The sequence below is a fragment of the Tritonibacter scottomollicae genome (assembly GCF_032924845.1).
Classification (GTDB): Bacteria; Pseudomonadota; Alphaproteobacteria; order Rhodobacterales; family Rhodobacteraceae; genus Epibacterium; species Epibacterium scottomollicae.
In genome coordinates, this window is sequence record NZ_CP136704.1 from 3,886,656 (window position 1) to 3,907,359 (window position 20,704).

At 61.3% G+C, this 20,704-nt stretch carries 17 protein-coding genes and 2 pseudogenes; 9 read left to right on the forward strand and 10 right to left on the reverse strand.

All coding sequences use genetic code 11. The features are described 5' to 3' along the window. Nucleotides 1–42: 42 nt before the first annotated feature. Genes R1T40_RS19300 through R1T40_RS19325 form a run of 6 tightly spaced genes read left to right on the forward strand, consistent with a single transcriptional unit; the run spans nt 43 to nt 6,551 of the window. Entirely contained in the window at nt 43–1,236 is a 1,194-nt protein-coding gene (locus R1T40_RS19300; RefSeq protein WP_106165445.1) for a M24 family metallopeptidase, read from the forward strand. Further along, complete coding sequence (locus R1T40_RS19305; RefSeq protein ID WP_317385295.1) at nt 1,233–2,873, forward strand: choline dehydrogenase; 1,641 nt, start codon at nt 1,233–1,235, stop codon at nt 2,871–2,873. The genes R1T40_RS19300 and R1T40_RS19305 overlap by 4 nt, the downstream gene beginning before the upstream one ends. 10 nt (nt 2,874–2,883) lie before the next feature. Next, nucleotides 2,884–3,237 carry a cupin domain-containing protein gene (locus tag R1T40_RS19310; RefSeq protein ID WP_317385296.1) on the forward strand — a complete coding sequence of 118 codons (354 nt, stop codon included), beginning with the start codon at nt 2,884–2,886 and terminating at the stop codon, nt 3,235–3,237. After that, entirely contained in the window at nt 3,237–4,700 is a 1,464-nt protein-coding gene (betB, locus tag R1T40_RS19315) for a betaine-aldehyde dehydrogenase (RefSeq protein WP_317385297.1), read from the forward strand. The genes R1T40_RS19310 and betB overlap by 1 nt, the downstream gene beginning before the upstream one ends. Further along, nucleotides 4,687–6,015: an MmgE/PrpD family protein gene (locus tag R1T40_RS19320; protein ID WP_317385298.1), complete on the forward strand. Its 1,329-nt coding sequence runs from the start codon at nt 4,687–4,689 to the stop codon at nt 6,013–6,015. Before betB ends, R1T40_RS19320 begins: the two co-directional genes overlap by 14 nt. A 2-nt stretch (nt 6,016–6,017) precedes the next feature. Further along, the gene (locus R1T40_RS19325) at nt 6,018–6,551 is read left to right on the forward strand and encodes a hypothetical protein (RefSeq protein ID WP_317385299.1); all 534 of its coding nucleotides are present in this window, start codon (nt 6,018–6,020) and stop codon (nt 6,549–6,551) included. Between the two features lie 114 nt (nt 6,552–6,665). Here the strand turns inward: R1T40_RS19325 and R1T40_RS19330 are convergent. The 6 genes and pseudogenes from R1T40_RS19330 to R1T40_RS19355 form a co-directional block, all read right to left on the reverse strand. Continuing rightward, nucleotides 6,666–6,857, reverse strand: a pseudogene (locus R1T40_RS19330) (integrase core domain-containing protein); the annotation flags it as partial. A gap of 245 nt (nt 6,858–7,102) precedes the next feature. Continuing rightward, nucleotides 7,103–8,732, reverse strand: a pseudogene (locus tag R1T40_RS19335) (GMC family oxidoreductase). Nucleotides 8,733–8,962: 230 nt separating this feature from the next. After that, nucleotides 8,963–10,231 (reverse strand): F390 synthetase-related protein, encoded by a 1,269-nt coding sequence (locus R1T40_RS19340; protein ID WP_317385300.1) that lies wholly within the window; start codon nt 10,229–10,231, stop codon nt 8,963–8,965. Next, complete coding sequence (locus R1T40_RS19345; protein ID WP_317385301.1) at nt 10,228–11,013, reverse strand: MBL fold metallo-hydrolase; 786 nt, start codon at nt 11,011–11,013, stop codon at nt 10,228–10,230. Before R1T40_RS19345 ends, R1T40_RS19340 begins: the two co-directional genes overlap by 4 nt. Continuing rightward, on the reverse strand, nt 11,001–11,933 hold the full coding sequence (locus R1T40_RS19350) for an NAD-dependent epimerase/dehydratase family protein (RefSeq protein ID WP_317385302.1): 933 nt from the start codon (nt 11,931–11,933) through the stop codon (nt 11,001–11,003). The genes R1T40_RS19345 and R1T40_RS19350 overlap by 13 nt, the downstream gene beginning before the upstream one ends. Beyond that, nucleotides 11,933–12,916 (reverse strand): 3-oxoacyl-ACP synthase III family protein, encoded by a 984-nt coding sequence (locus R1T40_RS19355; RefSeq protein WP_317385303.1) that lies wholly within the window; start codon nt 12,914–12,916, stop codon nt 11,933–11,935. The genes R1T40_RS19350 and R1T40_RS19355 overlap by 1 nt, the downstream gene beginning before the upstream one ends. 159 nt (nt 12,917–13,075) lie before the next feature. On the opposite strand from R1T40_RS19355, the gene R1T40_RS19360 reads away from it, so the two are divergent. Both R1T40_RS19360 and R1T40_RS19365 read left to right on the forward strand, forming a co-directional pair. Continuing rightward, complete coding sequence (locus R1T40_RS19360; protein WP_317385304.1) at nt 13,076–14,122, forward strand: sulfotransferase; 1,047 nt, start codon at nt 13,076–13,078, stop codon at nt 14,120–14,122. A 227-nt stretch (nt 14,123–14,349) separates the two neighbouring features. Continuing rightward, nucleotides 14,350–15,015 (forward strand): L,D-transpeptidase, encoded by a 666-nt coding sequence (locus R1T40_RS19365; RefSeq protein ID WP_317385305.1) that lies wholly within the window; start codon nt 14,350–14,352, stop codon nt 15,013–15,015. Nucleotides 15,016–15,066: 51 nt separating this feature from the next. Here the strand turns inward: R1T40_RS19365 and R1T40_RS19370 are convergent, their stop codons facing one another. Further along, nucleotides 15,067–15,318, reverse strand: coding sequence for a hypothetical protein (locus R1T40_RS19370; protein WP_106165458.1), 252 nt, complete (start codon nt 15,316–15,318; stop codon nt 15,067–15,069). A 379-nt stretch (nt 15,319–15,697) separates the two neighbouring features. Here R1T40_RS19370 and R1T40_RS19375 point away from each other — a divergent pair, with 379 nt between their 5' ends. Next, nucleotides 15,698–16,837 (forward strand): lytic murein transglycosylase, encoded by a 1,140-nt coding sequence (locus R1T40_RS19375; RefSeq protein ID WP_317385306.1) that lies wholly within the window; start codon nt 15,698–15,700, stop codon nt 16,835–16,837. Nucleotides 16,838–16,918: 81 nt separating this feature from the next. Here R1T40_RS19375 and R1T40_RS19380 read toward each other — a convergent pair whose 3' ends face one another. The 3 genes from R1T40_RS19380 to R1T40_RS19390 all read right to left on the reverse strand — a co-directional run bounded on the left by R1T40_RS19380 (nt 16,919) and on the right by R1T40_RS19390 (nt 20,693). After that, complete coding sequence (locus tag R1T40_RS19380) at nt 16,919–19,216, reverse strand: hypothetical protein (RefSeq protein ID WP_317385307.1); 2,298 nt, start codon at nt 19,214–19,216, stop codon at nt 16,919–16,921. A gap of 177 nt (nt 19,217–19,393) precedes the next feature. After that, the gene (locus R1T40_RS19385) at nt 19,394–19,684 is read right to left on the reverse strand and encodes a hypothetical protein (protein ID WP_317385308.1); all 291 of its coding nucleotides are present in this window, start codon (nt 19,682–19,684) and stop codon (nt 19,394–19,396) included. Continuing rightward, nucleotides 19,674–20,693: a hypothetical protein gene (locus R1T40_RS19390; RefSeq protein WP_317385309.1), complete on the reverse strand. Its 1,020-nt coding sequence runs from the start codon at nt 20,691–20,693 to the stop codon at nt 19,674–19,676. Before R1T40_RS19390 ends, R1T40_RS19385 begins: the two co-directional genes overlap by 11 nt. Between the last annotated feature and the right edge of the window lie 11 nt (nt 20,694–20,704).

Consider the following 20,704-nt stretch of genomic DNA (forward strand, 5'->3'; position numbering starts at 1 on the left):
GAGTTCACTCTACCTCGAGTCGCCACGCCGAAAGGATGCACCATGCTGGATCTGCCCAACATCATCGACGAACCAAAGGTCCGGGCCTACCGGCTGAACCGCACCCGCGAGCTGATGCAACAATTCAAGATGGACGCAGTGGTCCTGTTTGATCCGCTGAACCTGCGCTACGCCACCGGCTGCCGCAATATGCAGGTCTGGACCTCGCACCACCTTGCCCGCTACGTTTTTGTCCCCGTCGAAGGGCCGGTTGTCCTGTTTGATTATGGCGGTGCGCTGCACCTGTCGGACCATCTGGAGACGATTGACGAAGCACGACCCGCCCGCAGCTGGGACTACTTCGGATCAGGCAACCGTGCCGAGGAACACGCGAACAAATGGGCGGATGAGATCGTTGATCTTCTGCACAAAACCTGCGGCAAAGGCGCGACCCTGGGCCTTGATCGCGCCGATTTGCTGCCGATGCTGGCGATGCAACACCGCGGCATCAAAATGAAGGATGCCAAAGGGCCAATGGAAATGGCCCGATCTATTAAATCGATGGACGAGGTCGCGATCATCAAGAATTCCATGCAGGTCTGCACCGACGCCATCGCCCACATGCGCAAGTTTGCTGAGCCGGGTGTGACCGAGAACTTCCTGCTGGCAAAAATGAACGAATACAACATGATGCATGGGGGCGAGTATCAGGAAACACGGTTGCTGAACTCTGGTCATCATACAAACCCGTGGTTCACCGAGACCTCTGACAAAAAGATCGAGAACGGCGAGATGCTGGTCTTTGACAGTGATCTCATCGGCCCTGACGGCGTTTTCGCCGACCAGACCCGCGCCTTTGTAATTGGTGATAAAAAACCGACTGACGAACAGCGCGTCCTGTACAACCACGCCTTTGAGCAGCTGCAGCACAACATGGAACTCCTGCGCCCCGGCATGACCTTCGAGGAGTTTGGCGAACGATCGTGGAAGATGCACGACATCTACGTGCCCAACCGCTACGCCGAGATGATCCACGGCATCGGTTTTGGCGTTGAATACCCGGTCATCTACTACCCCGAAGACCACGAGACCTGGCAATATTCCGGCACCTTCGAGGAAGGCATGTGCGTCTGCGTCGAAAGCTACATCGGACCGGTAGGAGGCGACGAAGGCGTGAAGCTGGAACAGCCCGTGTTGATCACCAAGGATGGCCCCGTGGCCCTGACCGATTGCCCGTTCGAGGACGACTACCTTTGAGCACCTATGATTATATCATTGTCGGTGCAGGCACTGCTGGTTGCACGCTGGCGCATCGGCTCAGCGCAGGCGGCACCCATTCGGTGCTGCTGCTGGAGCACGGGCAGGATGATCGGATGTGGATCTTGCAAATGCCCGCCGGGCTACGGTCTGCCTTCAAGCCGACCAGCAAGTACAACTATTGGTTCAAGACCACACCGCAGGCGCATCTGAACAACCGGGAGATTGATCAGCCGCGCGGAAAGGCCTTGGGCGGGTCGTCTGCAATCAACGGCATGACTTTCCTGCGTGGCAATCCGCGAGACTATGACGATTGGGCGTCAGAGGAGGGCTGCACCGGCTGGTCCTTCGCCGATTGCCTGCCCTACTTCAAAAAGTTTGAGGGCAGCGACCGTCCTGCGGATGCATTCCGCAGCCCTGACGGCCCAGTTGGCGTGCAACGGCAAGACGCGCTCAACCCGCTCAACGCCGCGTTTCTTGAGGCGGGGCAAGAGGCGGGCCATGACCTGACAGACGACGTCAACGGCTTCCAGCAGGAGGGCGTCAGCCGGTTCGAAATGTCCGTGCAGGGCGGCTACCGCTCTACCTCCGCCCGCGCGTTCCTGCACAAACAGCCCAAGCGGGACAACCTGACCGTGGTGACCCGCGCCCAAGTGCTGCGAGTGCTGCTGGAGGGCGACCGCGCCGTGGGCGTTGAATACGCCCGTGGCCGCGAGGTTCAAGTGGCGAAAGCCAAGCGTGAAGTGGTCCTCTGCGCTGGCGCTTTTGGGACGCCGCATCTTCTGATGCTGTCGGGGATTGGCCCCGCTGACCAGCTAAAGGCACAGGGCATTCCGGTTCTCGTTGACGCTCCGCAATTGGGTGAAAACCTGCACGACCACCTTGAGGCACATGTGCAGGTCGAAACTGATAAACCTGTCAGCCTGAACCGCTATCTCAAGCCGCATCTGATGGTCTGGGCCGGGATGCAATGGTTCGGCTGGAAGGGCGGGGTTGCTGCGGTGAACCAGTGTCATGTCGGGGCCTTCCTGCGCTCGGGGCCGGAAATCACCCATCCCGACATCCAGTTCCACTTCTTCCCGATCCTGTTCGGGCCGAATTGGATCCCCGATCCGGCCAAGAACGGGTACCGACTTGGCGCGGGCCCGATGCGCCCCACTAGCCGTGGCACCGTCAAGTTGGCCAGCGCCGACCCTGCCAAGGCCCCGCTGATCGATCCCAATTATCTGGCGACCGATCACGACTGGCACGTCATGCGGCAGGGCCTCAAATTCGGGCGCGAACTGCTCGCCCAGCCCGCGTTCAAGGACTTCCACGTCCGCGAAGACCTGCCCGGAGATCACGTCAAGACCGACGCCGACTGGGATGATTTCATCCGCGAAGACGCCTCGTCTGCCTACCACCCCTGCGGCACCGCCCGCATGGGCGCGGACGGCGACAGCCGCGCGGTCGTGGACCTTGAGCTAAACTTCAAAGGGGTCGCGGGTCTGCGCGTGGTGGACGCATCCGTCATCCCAGCAGTGCCATCCGCCAATATCAACGCCTGCGTGTTCATGATCGCCGAGAAGGCCGCCGACATCATCCTCGGCAAGCAGCCTTTGCCGCCTGAACACGTCGACTATTACCGCGCCGTCTGAGGAGAGAGACATGAGACATCAAGACCGCCTGCTGGACGGCACCAACTTTCAGCGCCGCAAGGCCACCGCCGACACCAAACGCAAGGTAAAGGGCTGGGACGAATGGGAATGCACCGATGCGACGTTTCAGCATGACTATGACCGCAAGGTCACGATGTTCGTGCAGCAAGGCTCTGCCACGCTGACCTTCGGCGATGGCGAAATGGTCGACATTGAAGCCGGTGATACGCTGACCATTCAGCCCGGTGTCTCGGCCTCATGGAACATCGCCCCGCCGATCCGAAATCTTTATTGTTACCACGACACCTTTACCTCGGCTGAAAACCGGGTCGCACAGGTGAACTGGCACGGGAAGCAGGCCTGATGCGCGCACAACCGACCGGATCGCATTACATCAACGGCAGCTATTATGACGACCCGCAGGGCGACGAACTGACCACAACCTACCCCGCTACGGGTGAGGTGATCGCAACGCTGAACACCGCAACGCAGGCCACTGTTGACCGCGCCGTTGCCGCCGCCCGTGCGGCACAGCCCGCATGGGCAGCCATGGCCCCCGTGGAGCGCGGTCGCATCCTGCGCCGCGCCGCCGAAATCATGCGCGAGCGCAATCAGGAACTTTCCGAGCTTGAAACCCTCGACACCGGCAAGGCCATTCAGGAAACGCTGGTAGCTGACGCCGCTTCGGGCGCGGAAAGCCTTGAGTGGTTCGGCGGCATTGCCCCCTCGATCTTTGGCCAGACCATCGAACTCGGTGGCCCTTTTGCCTACACGCGCCGCGAACCCCTAGGGGTTTGCGCCGGGATCGGCGCGTGGAACTACCCCATTCAAATAGCCAGTTGGAAGGCAGCACCCGCATTGGCAACCGGCAATGCGCTGGTGTTCAAACCTTCGGAAATGACGCCGCTCACCGCCCTGAAACTCGCGGAAATCCTGACTGAGGCTGGTCTGCCCGATGGCGTGTTCAACGTGGTGCAGGGCTTCGGTGCGACAGGCGGCGCGCTAACCAACCACAAGGGTGTCGATAAGGTCTCGCTTACCGGCTCTGTGCCTACGGGAAAGCGGGTGATGGCGGGGGCGGCAGAGACGCTTAAACACGTGACACTTGAACTGGGGGGTAAGTCGCCCCTCATCGTTTTTGAGGACGCCGACCTCGACAACGCTGTTAGCGCTGCAATGCTTGGGAATTTCTATTCCACTGGCCAGATTTGCACAAATGGCACGCGCGTCTTTGTCCATTCAAGCGTGCTGGACGACTTCCTCGCACGGCTCAAAACCCGGACTGAGGCGATGGTGCTGGGCGATCCGCTGGACCCAGACACGCATATGGGGCCGATGGTGTCAGCCGCACAGGCCGACATCGTGGAGCGTTACCTCGACACTGCCCGCTCCGAAGGCGCTCGCGTCATCACCGGCGGCAGTCGCGTCAACGTCGACGGTTTCGCCGACGGGCGCTTCATCGCACCCACCGTGCTGGCCGACCTGACCGATGATATGACCGTTGTGCGCGAAGAGGTCTTCGGCCCGGTCATGTCGGTGCTGTTCTTCGACGAGGAGGCCGAGGTTCTGTCCCGCGCCAATGACACCAAATTCGGCCTCGCCGCCGGGGTGTTCACGCGTGACATCCAGCGCGCCCATCGCGTGGTGGCGGGTTTGCAAGCGGGCACGATCTGGATCAACAACTACAACCTGACACCAGTTGAAATGCCCTTTGGCGGCGTGAAATCCTCGGGGATCGGACGAGAGAATGGATTGGCGGCGATAGACCACTATACTCAGATCAAATCTGTCTTCGTTGAAATGGGAGACGTGGATGCGCCATACTGAAGCCCCTGATTTCGACCCGATCACTGGATTTATCCATGGCTTGACGCCCGAGGGTATTCCCGCTGCGGTGCTACAGATGGCGCGCCGCTGCCTGATGGACACTTTGGCGGTCTGGGCGGGTGGTAGCACCAGCAAACCGGCCCGCATCGCGTATGATCATGCTGCAAGACGCTATCCAGGCGACCTGCCGATGCCGTTTGACGGACGGCGCGTCAACCCTGTTGGCTATGCTTTCGCCGGGGCGTGCAGCACGGATGCGCTCGATGGGCATGACGGGCACCAACTGTGCAAGGGCCACGCCAGTGCCGCACTGGTGCCGATGCTGCTGGCCGAACTTGGCCTCAATCCTGACTGCACGTTGGACGAGATGCTGACCCACCTCATCGTCGGCGAGGAAATCGCGATCCGCGCGGGGCTTTCGCTGCACGACACCGCTGCCGACTACCACTCGTCGGGCGCGTGGAACGCCATGGGTGTCGCCGCCATGGGGGCCCGGATGCGTGGGCTGAACGCTGAAAAGACGCGCCATGCGCTCGGCATCGCGGAATACTATGCTCCTCGCGCGCCGATGATGCGTTGCATCGATCACCCGTCGATGGTCAAGGACAGCACGTCCTGGGGGGCATTGACCGGGGCGTCCGCCCTCGATCTTGCCGAAGACGGTTTTACCGGTGCGCCCGCCTCGATTTGCGTGGAGGCACCGCAGTACTGGCAAGACCTCGGTCAGCATTGGCGCATTCTTGAGACCAATTTCAAAGCCTACCCCGTCTGCCGTTGGGCGCACCCGCCGATCGAGGCGGCCCTTGGGTTGATGCGCGCCCGTGGCATCGCGGTGGACGACATCGCATCGGTCACCGTCTCGACCTTTGCGGCAGCGACACGTCTAGCCACCATGCGCCCCGCCGACGGAGATCAGGCACAATACAGCCTGCCGCTTTGCCTCGCCGTGGCTATCCTCGAAGGCACGATCCTGCCGGCGCACATCCTTCCAGAAGCTTTTGATATACCCGAAGTCTGGGGCCTTGTGGACCGCATCACTCTGACCGAGGACCCGGAGCTGACCGCTATTTTTCCGGCACAGCGATTGGCTGAGGTAACCATCGACACGCACGACGGACGCTGCCTGACGTCCGGACCGACGGATGCCCGTGGCAACTTTGACGCGCCCCTAGGCGACGACGAATTGCTCGCAAAATGCGCAGCCTACGTCGCGGAGGTCCTGCCGACAGACTCTGCCGCCACCTTGGCCGCCCTTGTGCGCGGTCCACATCCGACCCCAGCCGAATTGATCGCTGCACTCAATCGAAGGACCTGACCATGGCAAACGCATTCCATCTCGACGATCTTGTTGCCAACCTGCGCACCGCCGCCACAAGCGACGCGCCCCGTGAGAACGTCAAAGCGTTGCTGGAACAGGCCGTGGCTGACGCCGCGGACATGCAGGCGACGATGCCGGAATTCGCGGACAACGACGTAATCCTGCACGAGGATGAGACCGTTTCGATCTGGCACTGCCGCTTTATGCCCGGACAGACTGTGCCTGCACATGATCATCAAATGCTGGCGACGATTGGCGTTTACAGCGGTGCGGAGCGGAATGACTTTTATGAGGCCGATCTTGAAACGGGTGGTATCCGCAAAAGCAGCGAAGTGATCCTGAGCGCAGGCAATGTCCTGCAAATCGGCCCCAGCGCTATCCATGCAGTTGGATGCGCAAGTGAGAGGCCGTGCTTGGGCATTCACGTTTATCTAGGTGCGCTAACGCAAGTTGAACGTTCGTTGTTCGACACCGAAAAGGGCGAGACGTTGCGCTTTTCGGACGAAAACTATCAGCGCATGACTCGCCGATAGTTTTGGCTCGCCGTGAAACAGCGTGGCGTGCCCCCATCGGGTGGTCCGGTTTGATTATTTGTGCATCGCCGGCCTCTGGTCCATTGGTACGATGCTATCCGGCGCGCGTGGGCGCTAGCAGATAGCGCTGTGTGGCCTGATCGTATTGTAGCGGATGCGCCATTGTTCGATCAGGATTTGCGCCTCACTTAGGTTGTAGAAGATATCAGCGTTGAGCAGCTCGTCCCGGAAGCGGGCTTTGGAGCTTTCGCAGTCTCCGTTTTCCCATGGTGACCCCGGCTCGATATAAGCCGTCTTGGCACCGACCCTGACCATCTGGCGAAGGTGGAGCGGGCATCACCGCCGCAGCCGCGCCGGGATATGAGGAGGGCCAGAAAAATGCCCGCGGGATCGTCTTCCCGACGATTGGATGTCTTGTGTGCGACTCCTGGGGCCGAGCCTTCCTCGCACACAATCTGCGAATGTGCTCCCCGGGGGGCAAGGTCAGGTCGCAGCCGGTTCGCTTCGATCAATCCCACTCGCTTTGACACAAGGAGCGCAGCTGGCGCTGGTCATGCGGGGACGCGGGCCTCTGCCAGGATCATGTCTGCCGCTTTTTCCGCGATCATCACCACAGGTGAGGCGGTGTTGCCGGAGACGATTTTTGGCATGATGGAGGCGTCCACCACCCGGAGACCGGAAAGGCCGTGAACCTTCAGCTCCGGGTCGACCACCGCGCCGTTATCGGTGCCCATCTTGCACGTGCCAACCGGGTGGAAGATGGTCGTGGCGATGTCGCCCACGGCACCCAGAATATCGCCATCACTGATACAATCGGGTCCGGGCAAAATCTCCTGCGGCTCATGCGGGGCCAGGGCTTTTGCTGTCATCACCTTCCGAACCTGCTTGATCGAGGCCAGGGCCACGGCCCGGTCGGTTTCCGCGGACAGATAGTTCAGCCGGATGTCGGGTTGCTGCTGCAGATCGGTGCTCTGGATGTGGCTGGCCCCGATGCTGTCGGGGCGCAGATTGCAGACGGAGACGGTGATTGCAGGGAAGGGGTGCAGAGGATCACCAAGCTTTTCCGTCGACAGCGGTTGCACGTGATATTCTAGGTCAGGGGTCGCCAGATCCGGGCGCGATTTGGTGAACATGCCGAACTGGCTCGGGGCCATCGACATCGGCCCGCTGCGGGCCAGCCCGTATTGCATCGCGATCTTTGCTTTCCCGAAAAGGCTGTTGGCCATGGTGTTCAGGGTCTTGGCATTCTTTACGGTGTAGACCGTGCGGATTTGCAGGTGGTCCTGCAGGTTCTCCCCCACGCCTTCCATTGCATGCTGCACCTTTATCCCGTGCTGGTTCAACACGTCCGGGCGACCGATCCCTGATAGCTCCAACAGCTTTGGTGAATTGATTGCGCCCGCCGCCAGCAGGACTTCGCGCCGCGCCAAGGCGTGATGGGTCTGCCCCCCGCGATGATACTCAACACCTGTCACGGTCCGCCCCTCAAGCAGCAGGCGGTGGGTATGTGCCTCGGTCAGCACGTGCAGATTGCCGCGCTTCATTGCGGGTCGCAGAAAACCCTTGGCCGTGTTCCAGCGCACTCCGTCCTTCTGGTTTACCTCAAAGAACCCGGACCCTTCGTTGTTGCCATCGTTGAAGTCGGCGCGCGGGTGGATGCCAAATTCCTGCGCTCCGCGCTGAACGGACCGCAAAATATCCCAGGTGAGGCGCTGTTTGGAGACCTTCCACTCGCCACCTCCCCGGTGCATCTCGCTGTCGCCGGCATGGTGATCTTCGGATTTCAGAAAGTAGGGAAGCACATCTTCCCATCCCCAGCCGGGGTTCCCGAGCTGGCGCCAGATGTCGTAGTCCGCCGCCTGACCGCGCATGTAGATCATGCCATTGACCGAGGTGCAGCCGCCGAGCACCTTGCCGCGCGGATAGGTCAGGCTGCGACCGTTCAACCCGGCTTCGGGCGCGGTCTTCATCATCCAGTCGGTTCGCGGATTGCCGATGCAGTAGAGGTACCCAACCGGAATATGCACCCAGTGGTAATTGTCGCTTTTCCCGGCCTCCAGCAGCAGCACCTTGTTCTTCGGATCGGCGCTGAGTTCGATTGGCTAAAACACAGCCTGCGGTGCCGCCCCCCACGATGATGTAGTCATAGTGTTCGCCGTGTTTGGGCTGTGTGTTTGCCATGCTGCCTATCCTGCCGTCAGTCGTTGTCCCAAGAACGGGGCGGGCGCGTCTCGCAGCGCGAGGGCACGCTGGTCGCGTGTGTCACACTACACCGCCATATCCGCGTCTGGTGAGATCTTCGCTCATGGTCGGGTCATAGCACCACCCCCGAATTCATAGTCTGGGGAATGTCCCATGCCCAGCACTGCGCCGATCGGGGGGGGCGTGCGCAGCTCGAGGTCAGCCCAGGATTAGGGGCGCGACAGGACTTTGATCCGCCGTCGCTTCGGATCGGTCTCTTGTGGCAGACCCGCCCGGATAGACAGAGAGGGCAGCGCAACATCGAGCTGAGCGGCGAGGGCCGCCAAGGCGCCGCGCAACTCAACCTCGCATTCAGGGGCAGCATATTGGAGCCAGATTGTCAGATGGTTTGCCTCCTGCACCACCCGATAGTCCTCCACGGGTGTTTCCAGTCTGGCGATCACGGTGCGGATGGTCTCGGCCGGAACCATGCGTGCGCCTGAGGGGCCGCTCCACCACAGGGCGTCGTCCTCTCGCCCCTCGATCCGTGCGATGCGGGTGCAGGCCGAGCCACAGGGGCAGGGGGTGTCGTCCGGTATCAGGACGTCGTCGAGCCTGTAGTTCAGCAGAGGCAGGCTTTCGCGGGTGAAGTCGTAGATCACCGGACAGAACGCGCCGCTTTTCGGGTCGATCACATCGCGATCGATGCGCAGCCATGTTTCATTCAAATGCAGGTGTCCCGCGTGACACGTGAATGCCAGAACGCCTTCCGTGGCCTGATATACCTCATCCACCTTGCAGTTGAACGCGCGGGCCACTGCGTCTCGGTCCTCTGACGAGAGGACTTCGGCGATGGAAATCACCCGCTGCGGCGCAAGCGCAAGTGCGCCCGCGTCTTGGGCGCAGGCCAAGGCTGTCAGAACACCTGCGGGGGCGATGAGGACCGTTGGGGCAAGGGATGTGAGAGCGGGCAGATGGGCCTCGACGCCCCTCATGAGATCGAAAAACTCAAACCGTAACATCGGGTTGCCAAGCGAGCGATAGAGCGCGTTGTCGGCCCGCATGAAGAATGCGACACGCTGGGGCTGGCACAGGTTGGGCCAGAAGCGGCCCAACATGATCGCCGCCCAGAGCCGTCTCTCTTTTGGGGTGGTCAGGAACAACCCGCGCTGACCTGAGGTGCCGGTGGACAGGCCGACCGCGACCTGTCCGATCATCGGAGAGAAATCCCGGCTGCGTTCGGCCTGCAGCGCCACATCAAAGGCCCTGTCCCGGTCAATCCCGCAGGTATTGATGGATGAGAAATTCTCCATCAACCGTGCCTTGTGCATCTGCGGTAATGCAGAAAGCGCCGTGTCGACGTGGGATCTGTAGAATGGGGACTGCGGCATGATCCGGCTGCGGAAACGTGCGAACGCGCGATCTTGCAGCGCTGTAATCTCTGCCCGTGACCGAGGTACGCGCCCATATCGGGTGCGGAGAAACGCAGTCAGGCTCATGGTGCAGCCTCGCGGCAATGCGACGGCACCAGCGTGATGTCGGGCCGCGCCCGCATCAATGTCCGCAGTCGTGCAAAGGTCTGGCGATAGGCGCGGGCGTTGCCCAATCTTGCAAGCACGGGCCACGGCGGCAGCTTTCCATCACGCAGGGCGCTGCGTGCGTAGGCGGCATCCGCAATGAGGAAGTGCCGTGCGTTGGGCAGCCAGAGCCCGATCTGTCCGACGCCATGCCCCGGAAGCGCGATGGCGATCGCCTCTCCTGTCCCCGTCACGTCATGGCCGTGTGGGAACTCGGGCAAGCCGGTCTCGACTTGCGGGCGTTCGTCGATGGGGCGGGGGTTGCGTGCAAGAACCCCATCGCGCAGCAGGGGAGGACAGGCCGCGAGCGTGGCCGTCAATGCAGATGAGAGGCCAGACAGGTGGTCGATGGCCTCCTTGGAGGCAAGCATCGGAATGTCGTCTGGAAGATCCAGCAATCCCGCGACATGATCGCCATGCATATGGCTCAGGATCACGAGGTCGGGCGGTCTGTTCAGTTGCGCGGTCAGTCGCTCATGCGGCGGCAAGGTCATCGGCGTGGCGATGCGGTATGCTCGTGCGGGAAAGTTATCTGTCGCGTCAGAGAAGCTCGTACCATAGCCGCAATCAAAGAGAAGGGTCTGGGTATTCGTCTCGATCAGCGTGGCCAGCGCGGGCAACATGACCTTGCCCCGATCCGGCAGGCCTGCGGCAAAGGCCGGTGCGCGGCAGCTGCCGATCCGAAGCGTGGTCACGCGAAGCATTCTGCCAGTCCGTTGCTAAGCGTCACTTGAGGGTGGTAGCCGAGGTCTCGCCGTGCGGCACTGATATCCAGCGTCAGCGACCGACCCAGAGACACGACCGCCTGGCGGGTCAGGGTGGGTTCCGCCCCTCCGCGCAGAAGTGCGCCGCGCTCTGCAAGCCCGGCCAGCGTATAGGCCAGCCCATAGGGGAGGGGGATGCGGCGTGGTTTGTAATTTCCGCGCACGCAGACCATTTCGGCAAGCTTACGGAAGCTGAAAGCTTCGCCCGAGGTGATGTTCCAGACACGCCCTCCGGGTCCGCCTGCCGCTAGGCGCATGGCCCGCGCGGCATCGCTGCGATGGGTCAAGTCGATCTGTGCGCGCCCGCCAGAAATCAGTGGCAGGATACCGCGTTCCAGGGTTGCACAGAGCCGTGGCAGAAGCGCGCGGTCGTGTAGTCCGTAGATCGCACGGGGACGAATTGCAGTGCATCGCATTGCCCCGTCCTGCGCCAGCACCAGGGTTTCGGCCTGCCGTTTGCTGTCTGCATAGGGCGACAACGCCCGCTCAGGCAGGGGGGCGTCCTCCGTCAGGTTTAACCTGTCGGTCCCGTCCGCATAGAGGCTGGGGGTGGAGGCAAAGACAAAGCGGGCAACGTCGGCCTTACCTGCGGCATTCAGCAGGCGTTCGGTGGCCGTCACATTGGCGGCATGAAAGGCGTCCGGGCTGCCCCAGCCACCGCTCATCGCGGCGCAGTGAAACACAGCATCGACGCCATCCACGAGGGCGGACAGTTCGTCCTGAACAAGATCCGCCGCGACAAACCCAGGTAGGTCGACGGTGCGTCGAGCCGTCGTGCGAAGGGTCCAGCCGTGGGAGGTCAGCTCTGACACCAAGGCACGGCCCAGGCAGCCGCTGGCCCCTGTAATCAATGCTTTCATCAGAACCTCACAACCGTGCCGCCAATGGAAATGCCGGCGGAGGTGCCGACCAACAATGCTGTCTGTCCACGCTTTAGCGCGCCGGATCGCACCGCATGGTCAAGCGTGGTGGGGATCGACGCGGCAACCTGGTTTCCGGTTTGGGCAAATATGTTCACGACCTGATCGCTGTCAAAGCGCAAGGCACGCGTTATGTGAGAGAGCGCCTGAGCACTGGCCTGATGGGGCACCACGCAATCCAGCTGGTCCGGCCTCACCCCGGCGCGCTCCAACAACCCTGCCAGAAAACGCGGCAGCCGTCGCGAGGCGACCCGGAAGGCCAGTCCGCCATCCATCTGAAACAGCGCGTCGCCCGGTGCGGTTCCCCGTGCCGGGTTGCTGCGGGTTCCCCCGGCGGCGAGCACACAGGCCTCTTTGCCCTCGGAATAGGTTTCAAATCCGTGAGCGAGGATTGCGCCTTCGTCGCTGCCGAGGACAACCGCTGCCGCGCCATCGCCGAAAATCGCAGCGCTCTCCGGCTGAGACCAGTCCAGCCCGACCGAAGCGATATCTGCCGAAAAGACAAGCACCCGGCGTGCGCGCCCAGCAGAGAGCCACATGTTGGCCACATCGAGCGCTTGCAGGAAGCTCAGGCAGGTGGCGTTGATGTCAAACGCTGGTATGCCAGACGTCGCAAGCCCGAGGCGGTTCTGCACCAGAACAGATGTCGAGGGGATCGGTTGCTCCATCACACCGCAGGCTCCAAGGATCAGATCCAGCTCCTCTGGCTGGCAACCGGCCATGTGCAGCGCCTGTTCTGCCGCTTTGGTTGCCATATAGGACGACGTCTCATCCGCATCGGCCACGTGTCGGGATCGGATGCCAAAGCGGGAGAAACTCTGTCCCTCCTGCCAGCCAAGGCGGGCGTCTATTTCGGCGGACGAGACGTCCTGCCGGGGCAGGTAGCTGCCGGTGCCCAGAATGGTCGTCGCTGTCGGAAACATGTCTTTGAAGGCTCTTTTTGAACGTTGTTCATATACATTGACATCGGAACCTCGGTCGTCAAGGATTGATTTTAAAACCAAATTCAGAATTCCGGTTGAGGCCTCACGCATGACGCGAACCCGCAAAACTTCCCCCGACATGTTCGGCACGCTAGCCACATGAGCGGCGCGACCCAGTCAGCGGCACTGCCACGTGGGGGGCTGATCCTTGGATCGGCGCGCTGTGGATCGACGTTGGTGTCGAATATCCTCAATAGCCATCCGGCCATCCTGTCCGTCTCTGAATTATTCTCGACCGTGGGGCCGCATGCCTTGCGCCCGGACGTCCTGTCGGGAAAGCGGTTCTGGCGCAATCTGTCGCGGCCCTCTGGTGCGTTGTCGCAGGTCGGTAATCCCGATAGTGCTCCGCGGGAGTTTCTCTATGGAAAGGGGCAGGCGCCGGAGCATGACCCCTGGCTTTGCCCTCCCATCCTTGCGATCACGCTGCCCCATCTGACGGACACTCCTGACGATCTCTTTCGCCAGCTGGCGCAGGATGTTCCGCAGTGGCCAAGTCGCAGTCTGGCGGATCAGTATAGGGCGCTTTTTGCGACATTGGCTGCCAAACCCAAAAACCAGCCCGTCTGGGTGGAGCGTTCGGGCGGATCGCTGCTGGCGTCGGGCACCCTGTTGGACATGTTTCCCGAGGCGCGACCGGTTCTACTGACACGCAGCGGTCCCGATACGGCGTTGTCTATGCGCGACTACCCGGCCACGCGGCTGGCGATTTGGATGTGGCGCAGGTTGAACTGGGTAGGCATTGATCTGCTCTCCCCGCGCCGCCACTATGGGCGAGGCGGGATCTGGCCATTGATCGCGTCTCTGGGAGGTCTTGGCGGCCTGCGCCATATCCTGAACAGTCGCCCCTCGTTGACCGATTGCGGGGCCTTCTGGTCCGAGCTCACCTGCAGAGGGACAGAGGCTCTACGCGGGCATGCGCCTCTGGTCGTGTCGTATGAACGTCTGTGCGAGGCCCCAGCCGAGGAGATCACGCGCCTTGGCCTCTATCTCGCGGATGAGGCCCCACAGGAGTGGGTCGCCGCCAGTGCAGTCCTGCCAGAAAAACGGCCCTCGCGATTGGCGGCGCTGGGCGCAGCGGATCGGGATGAGCTCCTGCGGGCCTGCGCCCGTGGCGAGGACGCCCTGAGCAGATATCGCGAGGCGTGATCTGGTTGAGCGGGCAGTGGCGCGTCAGAATCTTCCGGACGTACGGGTCGTGTTCGCAACCATGCAATCGCCGCCGGACCTACACATTTGCGTCAGGCGCTTGCTCTCGCAGGGCGATCTGCTAGCACTTAAGAGAGCGGTTGGTGTGGGAACTTCTGTCTGTTTGCGCCGTTTTCCCGAGAGACCGGATTGGCGAGGATGTATCCCGGAGAACGGAGTTTGACGCGATGTTGACAAGACGACACTTTATTTCGACCACGGCAGCCCTGTTTTCAGCGCCGATAGCTGGACCTGCTCTGGCGAGTGGACGTCCCTCGGCTGCCCGCAAGGCTGCATGGGATGCACAGGTGACACCGGCGGGGTATGATCCTGCGACCACTAACCCTTGGGGCTTTCACCCACGCTTCCTGCCGCAACGCGTGGAGGCCAATGATGGGTTGGTGCCCGGTGACATCCACGTCGATGCGGTGGCCCGGTACCTCTATCATATCGAAGAGGGCGGAACCGCGATGCGCTATGGCGTGGCGATCGCCAAGGGCAACCTCTACGAGCCGGGCACTTATACCATCCGACGCAAGGTTGAATGGCCGACTTGGACACCAACGCCGAGCATGATCAAGCGTGACCCCGCGGCCTATGAGCAATTTGCTGATGGGATGGATCCGGGGCCGCGCAACGCGCTGGGCTCGCGTGCGCTCTATCTCTTTGTCGGCAACCGGGACACCTATCTACGCATTCACGGCACCCCGCATCCGCGTTCGATCGGCGGACGCGCAAGCTCGGGCTGCGTGCGGATGGTCATGGCGCATATCAACGACCTTTATCCGAACGTCAGGGTCGGCTCGACCGCCCATCTTTATGCCGCAGAAAAATATGCCACGGCACAAAGCTGACATATGAGCTGAGACTGCTGCTGCCCCGAGACTTGTCAGGGCAGCGCGTCCTCAGCCCTCGCGCGCGACGCAGATCGGGTTGCCGCTCGCGGTACGCAGTGGCAGCAACGTGGTTTCCACCTGACCATTGTGCATGTACCAGTAGCAGCCATCTTCGGGCAGCACACGCGCGGTTGCGAGGTTCTGGTTCGGACCCGCAAGCGTGGCCACTGCTTCGGGAACATTGCCGACGGTACCGCCAGGCGCTGTGCATGCGCCCAACACCAGTCCGGCGACCAAGATGAAACCTATCTGACGTGCCACATTAGACCTCTGCTATGCATAACTCTGTTCTACAGCCATACTGACACCGCAAGACAGAGACGGCAACGTGTTCGCGTGTTGCAACGATGGTCTGCTGGCAGCGCGCGTACTCCGGTCAGGTTGTGCCTTGCGGTCTGTTCCTGCCTTCTGATGGGCGCGGTGGTGGCGCTCGATTTGACAGAACTCACGCAGGAGGCGCAATATCCGCTTTTTCCATGCCGCCCAAAGGCTCCGCGAAGCGTCCGTGGAGCCGCTTTGGTGCGTGAGGCCGGCCCAGGATAGGACGTTTGGCGCCGATAGGCCTGCCGGGTTCAGGCCATTTGGTTGCGGCATGAGCGAATTCCTGCAACCTGTACGTGAGACCAGCAGAGGATGAATCATGTCTATGAACAGACGACAATTCGGCGCTATTGCCGCTGCCTTTGGATTGGCGGGCTGTAGCGGCGTCAGTACGACAAGCGGACCCGTGCCGTCAGGGCTTGCCGATGATCTCCGCCCGGCCCGGAATACAGGGTACGACAGCTGGGTCGCGAGTTTCCGAGAGCGCGCGGTGAGTCAGGGCTTTTCACGAGATCTGCTGTCGGCGGCCTTTCGGGGCACGGGCTACCTTCCCGGTGTCGTGAAACGGGATCGCAACCAAACCGAATTCAAGCGCACGCTAGAGGATTATTTGTCCATCGCAGTCTCTGATGAGCGGGTCAGCAAGGGGCGCGCTGCCTACGCACGTCATCGCTCGACGCTGGCGGCTATCGAGCGGAAATACGGGGTCGAGGCTCATGTCGTGACGGCCATTTGGGGGCTTGAGAGCTTTTTTGGCGAGCGACGCGGCAATGTACCCGTGATCTCGGCCACTTCGACGCTGGCCTATGATGGCCGTCGTGGGCAGCTGTTTGAAAAACAGCTGATTGCGGCCCTCAAGATCCTCGAAGGGGGGCATGTCGCGCCGCTTGACTTGACGGGGAGCTGGGCGGGAGCGATGGGCCACACCCAGTTCATTCCTACGTCGTATCTGTCGTTTGCGGTCGATTTCACAGGCGACGGGCGCAAGGATATCTGGTCCGACGACCCGAGCGATTCCTTGGCGTCCACGGCGGCCTATCTGTCGCGCAATGGGTGGCAAACGGGGCTGGCCTGGGGGGGCGAGGCCGGGGCAAACGCGCCTGCAGGAACTGTCATCCAGCCGCAAGCCGGGGGGCCAAAGTTCTCGACAACCGCAAACTTCCGCGCTCTGAAACGCTATAATAATTCGGATGCTTATGCGATCGGAGTTGGACACCTGTCTGACCGTATTGCAGGCAGTGGTCCACTGCGTGGCAGTTTCCCACCCGACAAATACGGTCTGACAAAGGATGACCGTATCGCCCTGCAGCGAGGATTGACGTCCAGCGGATTTGGAACCGGCGGTGCAGATGGCGTGATTGGACCAAAGACCCGAGAGGCCATCAGTGCCTATCAACAGCGACAGGGCTTGCCGGTAACCGGAGAGCCTTCCTTGGAGCTGTTGCGCCGGTTGGGCTGAGGTCGCTTTCTGCATGTGATCCGGCGGTGGTCATACCGCCGGATCGCTCGGTTTGAGGGGCCCGTAAATGGTGCTCGATCCTTAGTATGGTGCGGCGCAATCACCGAGCGTGCTATTGGTCATCACCCTGCCGTTGATCGACAGGTCGCTGCCCGCGTCGTTGGTGATGCTGGTGCCGGACCAGGAGCTGGTGTCTGCGCTGCATCCGGCTGGGCTGTTGGCGACAGTGATCTCGCCAGTGACATTGGTGACCGGCCCATAGAAATTCACACCTGCTGTTGTGGCAGCATTGATGGTTGTATCCGCAAAGGTCACATCCCGGATTGCCCCACCGTTGAAGCCCCAGCTGTCTCCCAGCATGAATATGCCATGGGTCCCTGCGTTGTTGATCTCTATGTTTTCAAAGTCGATATTCTGCACCGGGTTGAGGAACACGCCCGCACGGCTGGTGTCGTTGATCACGATATTGCGGAAGCTCATGTCTTCTGTGATGCCATCCAGCCTGAGGGCGTCGACGAACATCAGCCCGTTGATCCCGCCGGTCAGTACCGCACCATCCATACTGACCTGTCCGCTTGACTGCATGACAACCAGATCCATGTCACTGCCCTGTTGACTGTTGTCCAGAACCACATTGGTCATGTTCAATCCATCGACGCCCACAGCCAGAATTGCCTCGCGGCGGCTGTTGGTAATGGTGATGTCGTTCAACTCCAATCCGGTGGAAGCGGCGACCACTGTGTAGTCACCGCTTTCGGTGCTGATATCCGAGGCGAGAAAGAAGCCATAGGTCACGTCATCCATGCGAATGCCATCAAAGCGCGAATCCGTAAGGCCGATCGCATTGATCCCGGAATTCGGAACCGAGCTTGGATTGTAAACGCTGAACTCACACAGGGTGTTGTCCTCACAGGTCGGCATGTCACTCAGCCGCGCTTGGCGCAAACTGAAGTTGCCTACGCTACGGAGCAGAAAGCCGTTTTCGCCGGGCGCCGTGATCTGTGCACCGGTCACAGCGATCTGCGTCCCGCCGGTTGCGGAGAACCCGTTGCCGCCCACATTGGCGATGGAAAGGTCGGTGAAGCTGGCATCGCTGACATTCGACAGGTGAACGGCATCACCCCGGCTGCCAGAAATAGCCACATCAGCGATGTGGAAGCCATCGACATTGCTGGCGGTGATGCCTTGGTCTCCGCCTGAGAGCGTAAGGCTTTGCGCCCGGCTGTCATCTGCCATTGTCAGCAGCGCGAAGGCGGCGCCGGACCCGGCTAGCGCCATGGCGCTGCTCTCTTGCAGGGTGGTTGGGGCGCCTCTGTTGGCCATCCGCATCTGACGTCCGCTTTCGGCCTGCAACACCACCGAGCCGCCGCCGCCAACGAGTGTTTGTCCCTCGGACAGAACGAGGCCGGAGGTCGTGAAATCGCCCGATGTAAAGACGAGCCCGTTTTCGCCGGTATCGACCAGGGCCTCTTGCAAGTTACCTCCTGCATCTATTCGGGCAAAGCGACCGAGGGCTTGTCCTGCCAGGCTGACCGCCTCGACCGCGCCAAATGCGCCGGAGCGTGTTGTCACCCGGCGTCGGCGTTCCACATCGCGGGTCAAGCGGTTGGTGCCAAAGCCACCGGCCGAGGTGGCGTTGGAAGACCCTGCATTCGACCCAAAGGGGATCGTCAGTGCGGCATAGGCGCTGGTGTCGGTGCTGCCGGAGCTTCGGTCCGCACGCAGGCCGGCCCGAAAACGCGCGCCAGATCGCGTCCCAAACAGGTTGTCCAATGCCACTTCCGCGCGGGCTGTGGCGCCGCTGTAGGAGGCACCGTCTGAATGTTCAAAAGAGAAGCCGCCGCCGAAAAGGCCAAAACTGCCGCCGCCAAGAGAGGCAAATTGGATGCGGCCCCCAAGTTCCATATCCGCGCCTTTGAGGGCAAGGCTGCGACCGCTTCTGAAGCGGATTGTTCCGTCCATTTCTGCCAAAGAGTCAAATCGGCTGTCGCTGCGGTTTTTGGTGCCAACAGGAACGTAGGCGTTCAGACGCGCCTGAAACACGCCGTGCTGCAGCTCGGCGCTCAGGCCGACCTGGCCAAATCGGTTGCCCATGTCATCTGCAGAACTGTCCGCAAAGATCCCGGTGCCAATCATCCAGCCATTTGCCAAATTGGTGCGGCGCATCGCTTCGAGACTGAATGCAGACTGGGAATTGTCGTCACGCGCGTAAGAGAGGCGCGCAATGGTTGCGCTGTTGTCGCGCACGGACAAAGGGAAGGTCAGTGCGAGACCGCCTTGCAGCCCGTCTTGATGGTAAATTTGCAGGTCGGCGGCCGACGCGGCAGTTGTGGCCAGCATAAGGGACAGCCCTGACAGGGCTGTGAGACGCAAAGTCATTTGGTGAATGTCCATAGGTTTTGGCCGAGCTGGACATTTGGCTGGGTGTGGAAGCCCGCCTGATAATCACTTTGATCCCGACATACAATGCGACTGTATGAAAAATAATAGTTCAAAGACAGGTGCTTGCGGCGGTTCTCTTGTGACCGGAAGGTCGATCAGAGCCAGTGCGTTAGTTCACTGTTGGGGCAATGGCAGGCACCCAGGCAGGCCCGCGGGTAGGACAAGCCAGGCCCCGCTGCCGTAGAGCGCGCGCGCGACCCCTGACTGGTCAGAGGCAAGTGTGACACTGTAGGAGGAGGCCGCAATGATCGACGTGGTGTCGGGCAGGTCATTCAGAAGCGCCGCGCTGGGAAAGAGCACCACATATGCTGGTGCAGCATCCGTGAGGAGCGCGACTATAACAAGGATGGACATCCAGCCAACCAAGAGCAGGGGCAAGGCGCACGCAAGTGACTTAATAGTCATGGATATGCTCCAGCGTCAGGCTGGTCTGCTCCATCTGCCGCAATCGCTGCATGAGTTCGGTGACGTCTAGCGTGATCAGGTGACGATAGTCATCAAACCCCTGCCGTTGGCGGCTGAGAAGCGATCCTGGTTCGCCAGGTTGATCGGAGATCGCGGTGAGAAGAATGTCGTCATTCCCGGCGATTTCGATCACGTCGATGCCATCGCTCGCCATTCTCATCAGAAGCCGGGTAAGGGCGCGATAACGCGGTGTTTCGATTTCGATCCCCTCGGGGCGCGTCTTGATCACCGTGACCCCGTCATAGCGCGCGAACTGTGTCGGGGAGGCGCCTGTAACGATCATTCGCAGTGTCAGTTCATCCTGTCCAACCTGGGCCACAGCTTGCGCGATCACATCGGCATATGCCGCCTTGGCCCGGTATTCCAAACCCAGCGCCAGTCGGCGTTCCGTGTCTCTCAGCGCCGCGGAGGACTGAGTTCGGAGCGCCTCGGCGTCCGCACGAAAAGACCATTTATACCAAGGCACCTGCTGCAGAAACGCTGCATACTCTGCCGCCTGCCGCGCGGACAGCTTGTCGAGTGGGGTAGGGCGCGGGCCGCGCAGCCAGGCGAACAGCCGCCCCAGTGTTTCTTCGTAGGCGGCCTTTAGCGCCAGTTCCGCAGTGAAACTTGTGCCGATCACATACACCATCTGTTTTGTGCCGCGATCAATTTCGCCATTGGCGGAGGCTTCGCCGGTGATGGCGCAGAGGGAGGTCCAGAAGCCGCCGATGCTGCGCAAGTAGCTGTAATCGTGGGGATCCCCGTCGCGCAAAACCTCGGCATAGTCTTCATAGGCGTGGACAATGTACCACTCCGGATAGGTCATGAGGCTGCGCGTTTCGGGACGGTGGTGCGCCGGGTCTATCAACGCCGCATAGGGCTGAGGGCGAGCGTCGCCCTGGCACATGGTTTCGACATAGGTCACGGGCGCGCCGAGGCCGAGCACCAGAACTAGGCACAGCACCATCAACCGCCTGA

Excerpts from the sequence above, each read along its gene's own strand:
- R1T40_RS19355 (WP_317385303.1), bottom strand. The coding sequence starts at position 12,916 with ATGTTTCCGACAGCGACGACCATTCTGGGCACCGGCAGCTACCTGCCC.
- R1T40_RS19385 (WP_317385308.1), bottom strand. The coding sequence starts at position 19,684 with ATGACTATTAAGTCACTTGCGTGCGCCTTGCCCCTGCTCTTGGTTGGC.
- R1T40_RS19345 (WP_317385301.1), bottom strand. The coding sequence starts at position 11,013 with ATGCTTCGCGTGACCACGCTTCGGATCGGCAGCTGCCGCGCACCGGCC.
- R1T40_RS19390 (WP_317385309.1), bottom strand. The coding sequence starts at position 20,693 with ATGGTGCTGTGCCTAGTTCTGGTGCTCGGCCTCGGCGCGCCCGTGACC.
- R1T40_RS19365 (WP_317385305.1), top strand. The coding sequence starts at position 14,350 with ATGTTGACAAGACGACACTTTATTTCGACCACGGCAGCCCTGTTTTCA.
- R1T40_RS19360 (WP_317385304.1), top strand. The coding sequence starts at position 13,076 with ATGAGCGGCGCGACCCAGTCAGCGGCACTGCCACGTGGGGGGCTGATC.
- betB (WP_317385297.1), top strand. The coding sequence starts at position 3,237 with ATGCGCGCACAACCGACCGGATCGCATTACATCAACGGCAGCTATTAT.
- R1T40_RS19310 (WP_317385296.1), top strand. The coding sequence starts at position 2,884 with ATGAGACATCAAGACCGCCTGCTGGACGGCACCAACTTTCAGCGCCGC.
- R1T40_RS19340 (WP_317385300.1), bottom strand. The coding sequence starts at position 10,231 with ATGAGCCTGACTGCGTTTCTCCGCACCCGATATGGGCGCGTACCTCGG.
- R1T40_RS19300 (WP_106165445.1), top strand. The coding sequence starts at position 43 with ATGCTGGATCTGCCCAACATCATCGACGAACCAAAGGTCCGGGCCTAC.
- R1T40_RS19380 (WP_317385307.1), bottom strand. The coding sequence starts at position 19,216 with ATGACTTTGCGTCTCACAGCCCTGTCAGGGCTGTCCCTTATGCTGGCC.
- R1T40_RS19375 (WP_317385306.1), top strand. The coding sequence starts at position 15,698 with ATGTCTATGAACAGACGACAATTCGGCGCTATTGCCGCTGCCTTTGGA.
- R1T40_RS19350 (WP_317385302.1), bottom strand. The coding sequence starts at position 11,933 with ATGAAAGCATTGATTACAGGGGCCAGCGGCTGCCTGGGCCGTGCCTTG.
- R1T40_RS19325 (WP_317385299.1), top strand. The coding sequence starts at position 6,018 with ATGGCAAACGCATTCCATCTCGACGATCTTGTTGCCAACCTGCGCACC.
- R1T40_RS19320 (WP_317385298.1), top strand. The coding sequence starts at position 4,687 with ATGCGCCATACTGAAGCCCCTGATTTCGACCCGATCACTGGATTTATC.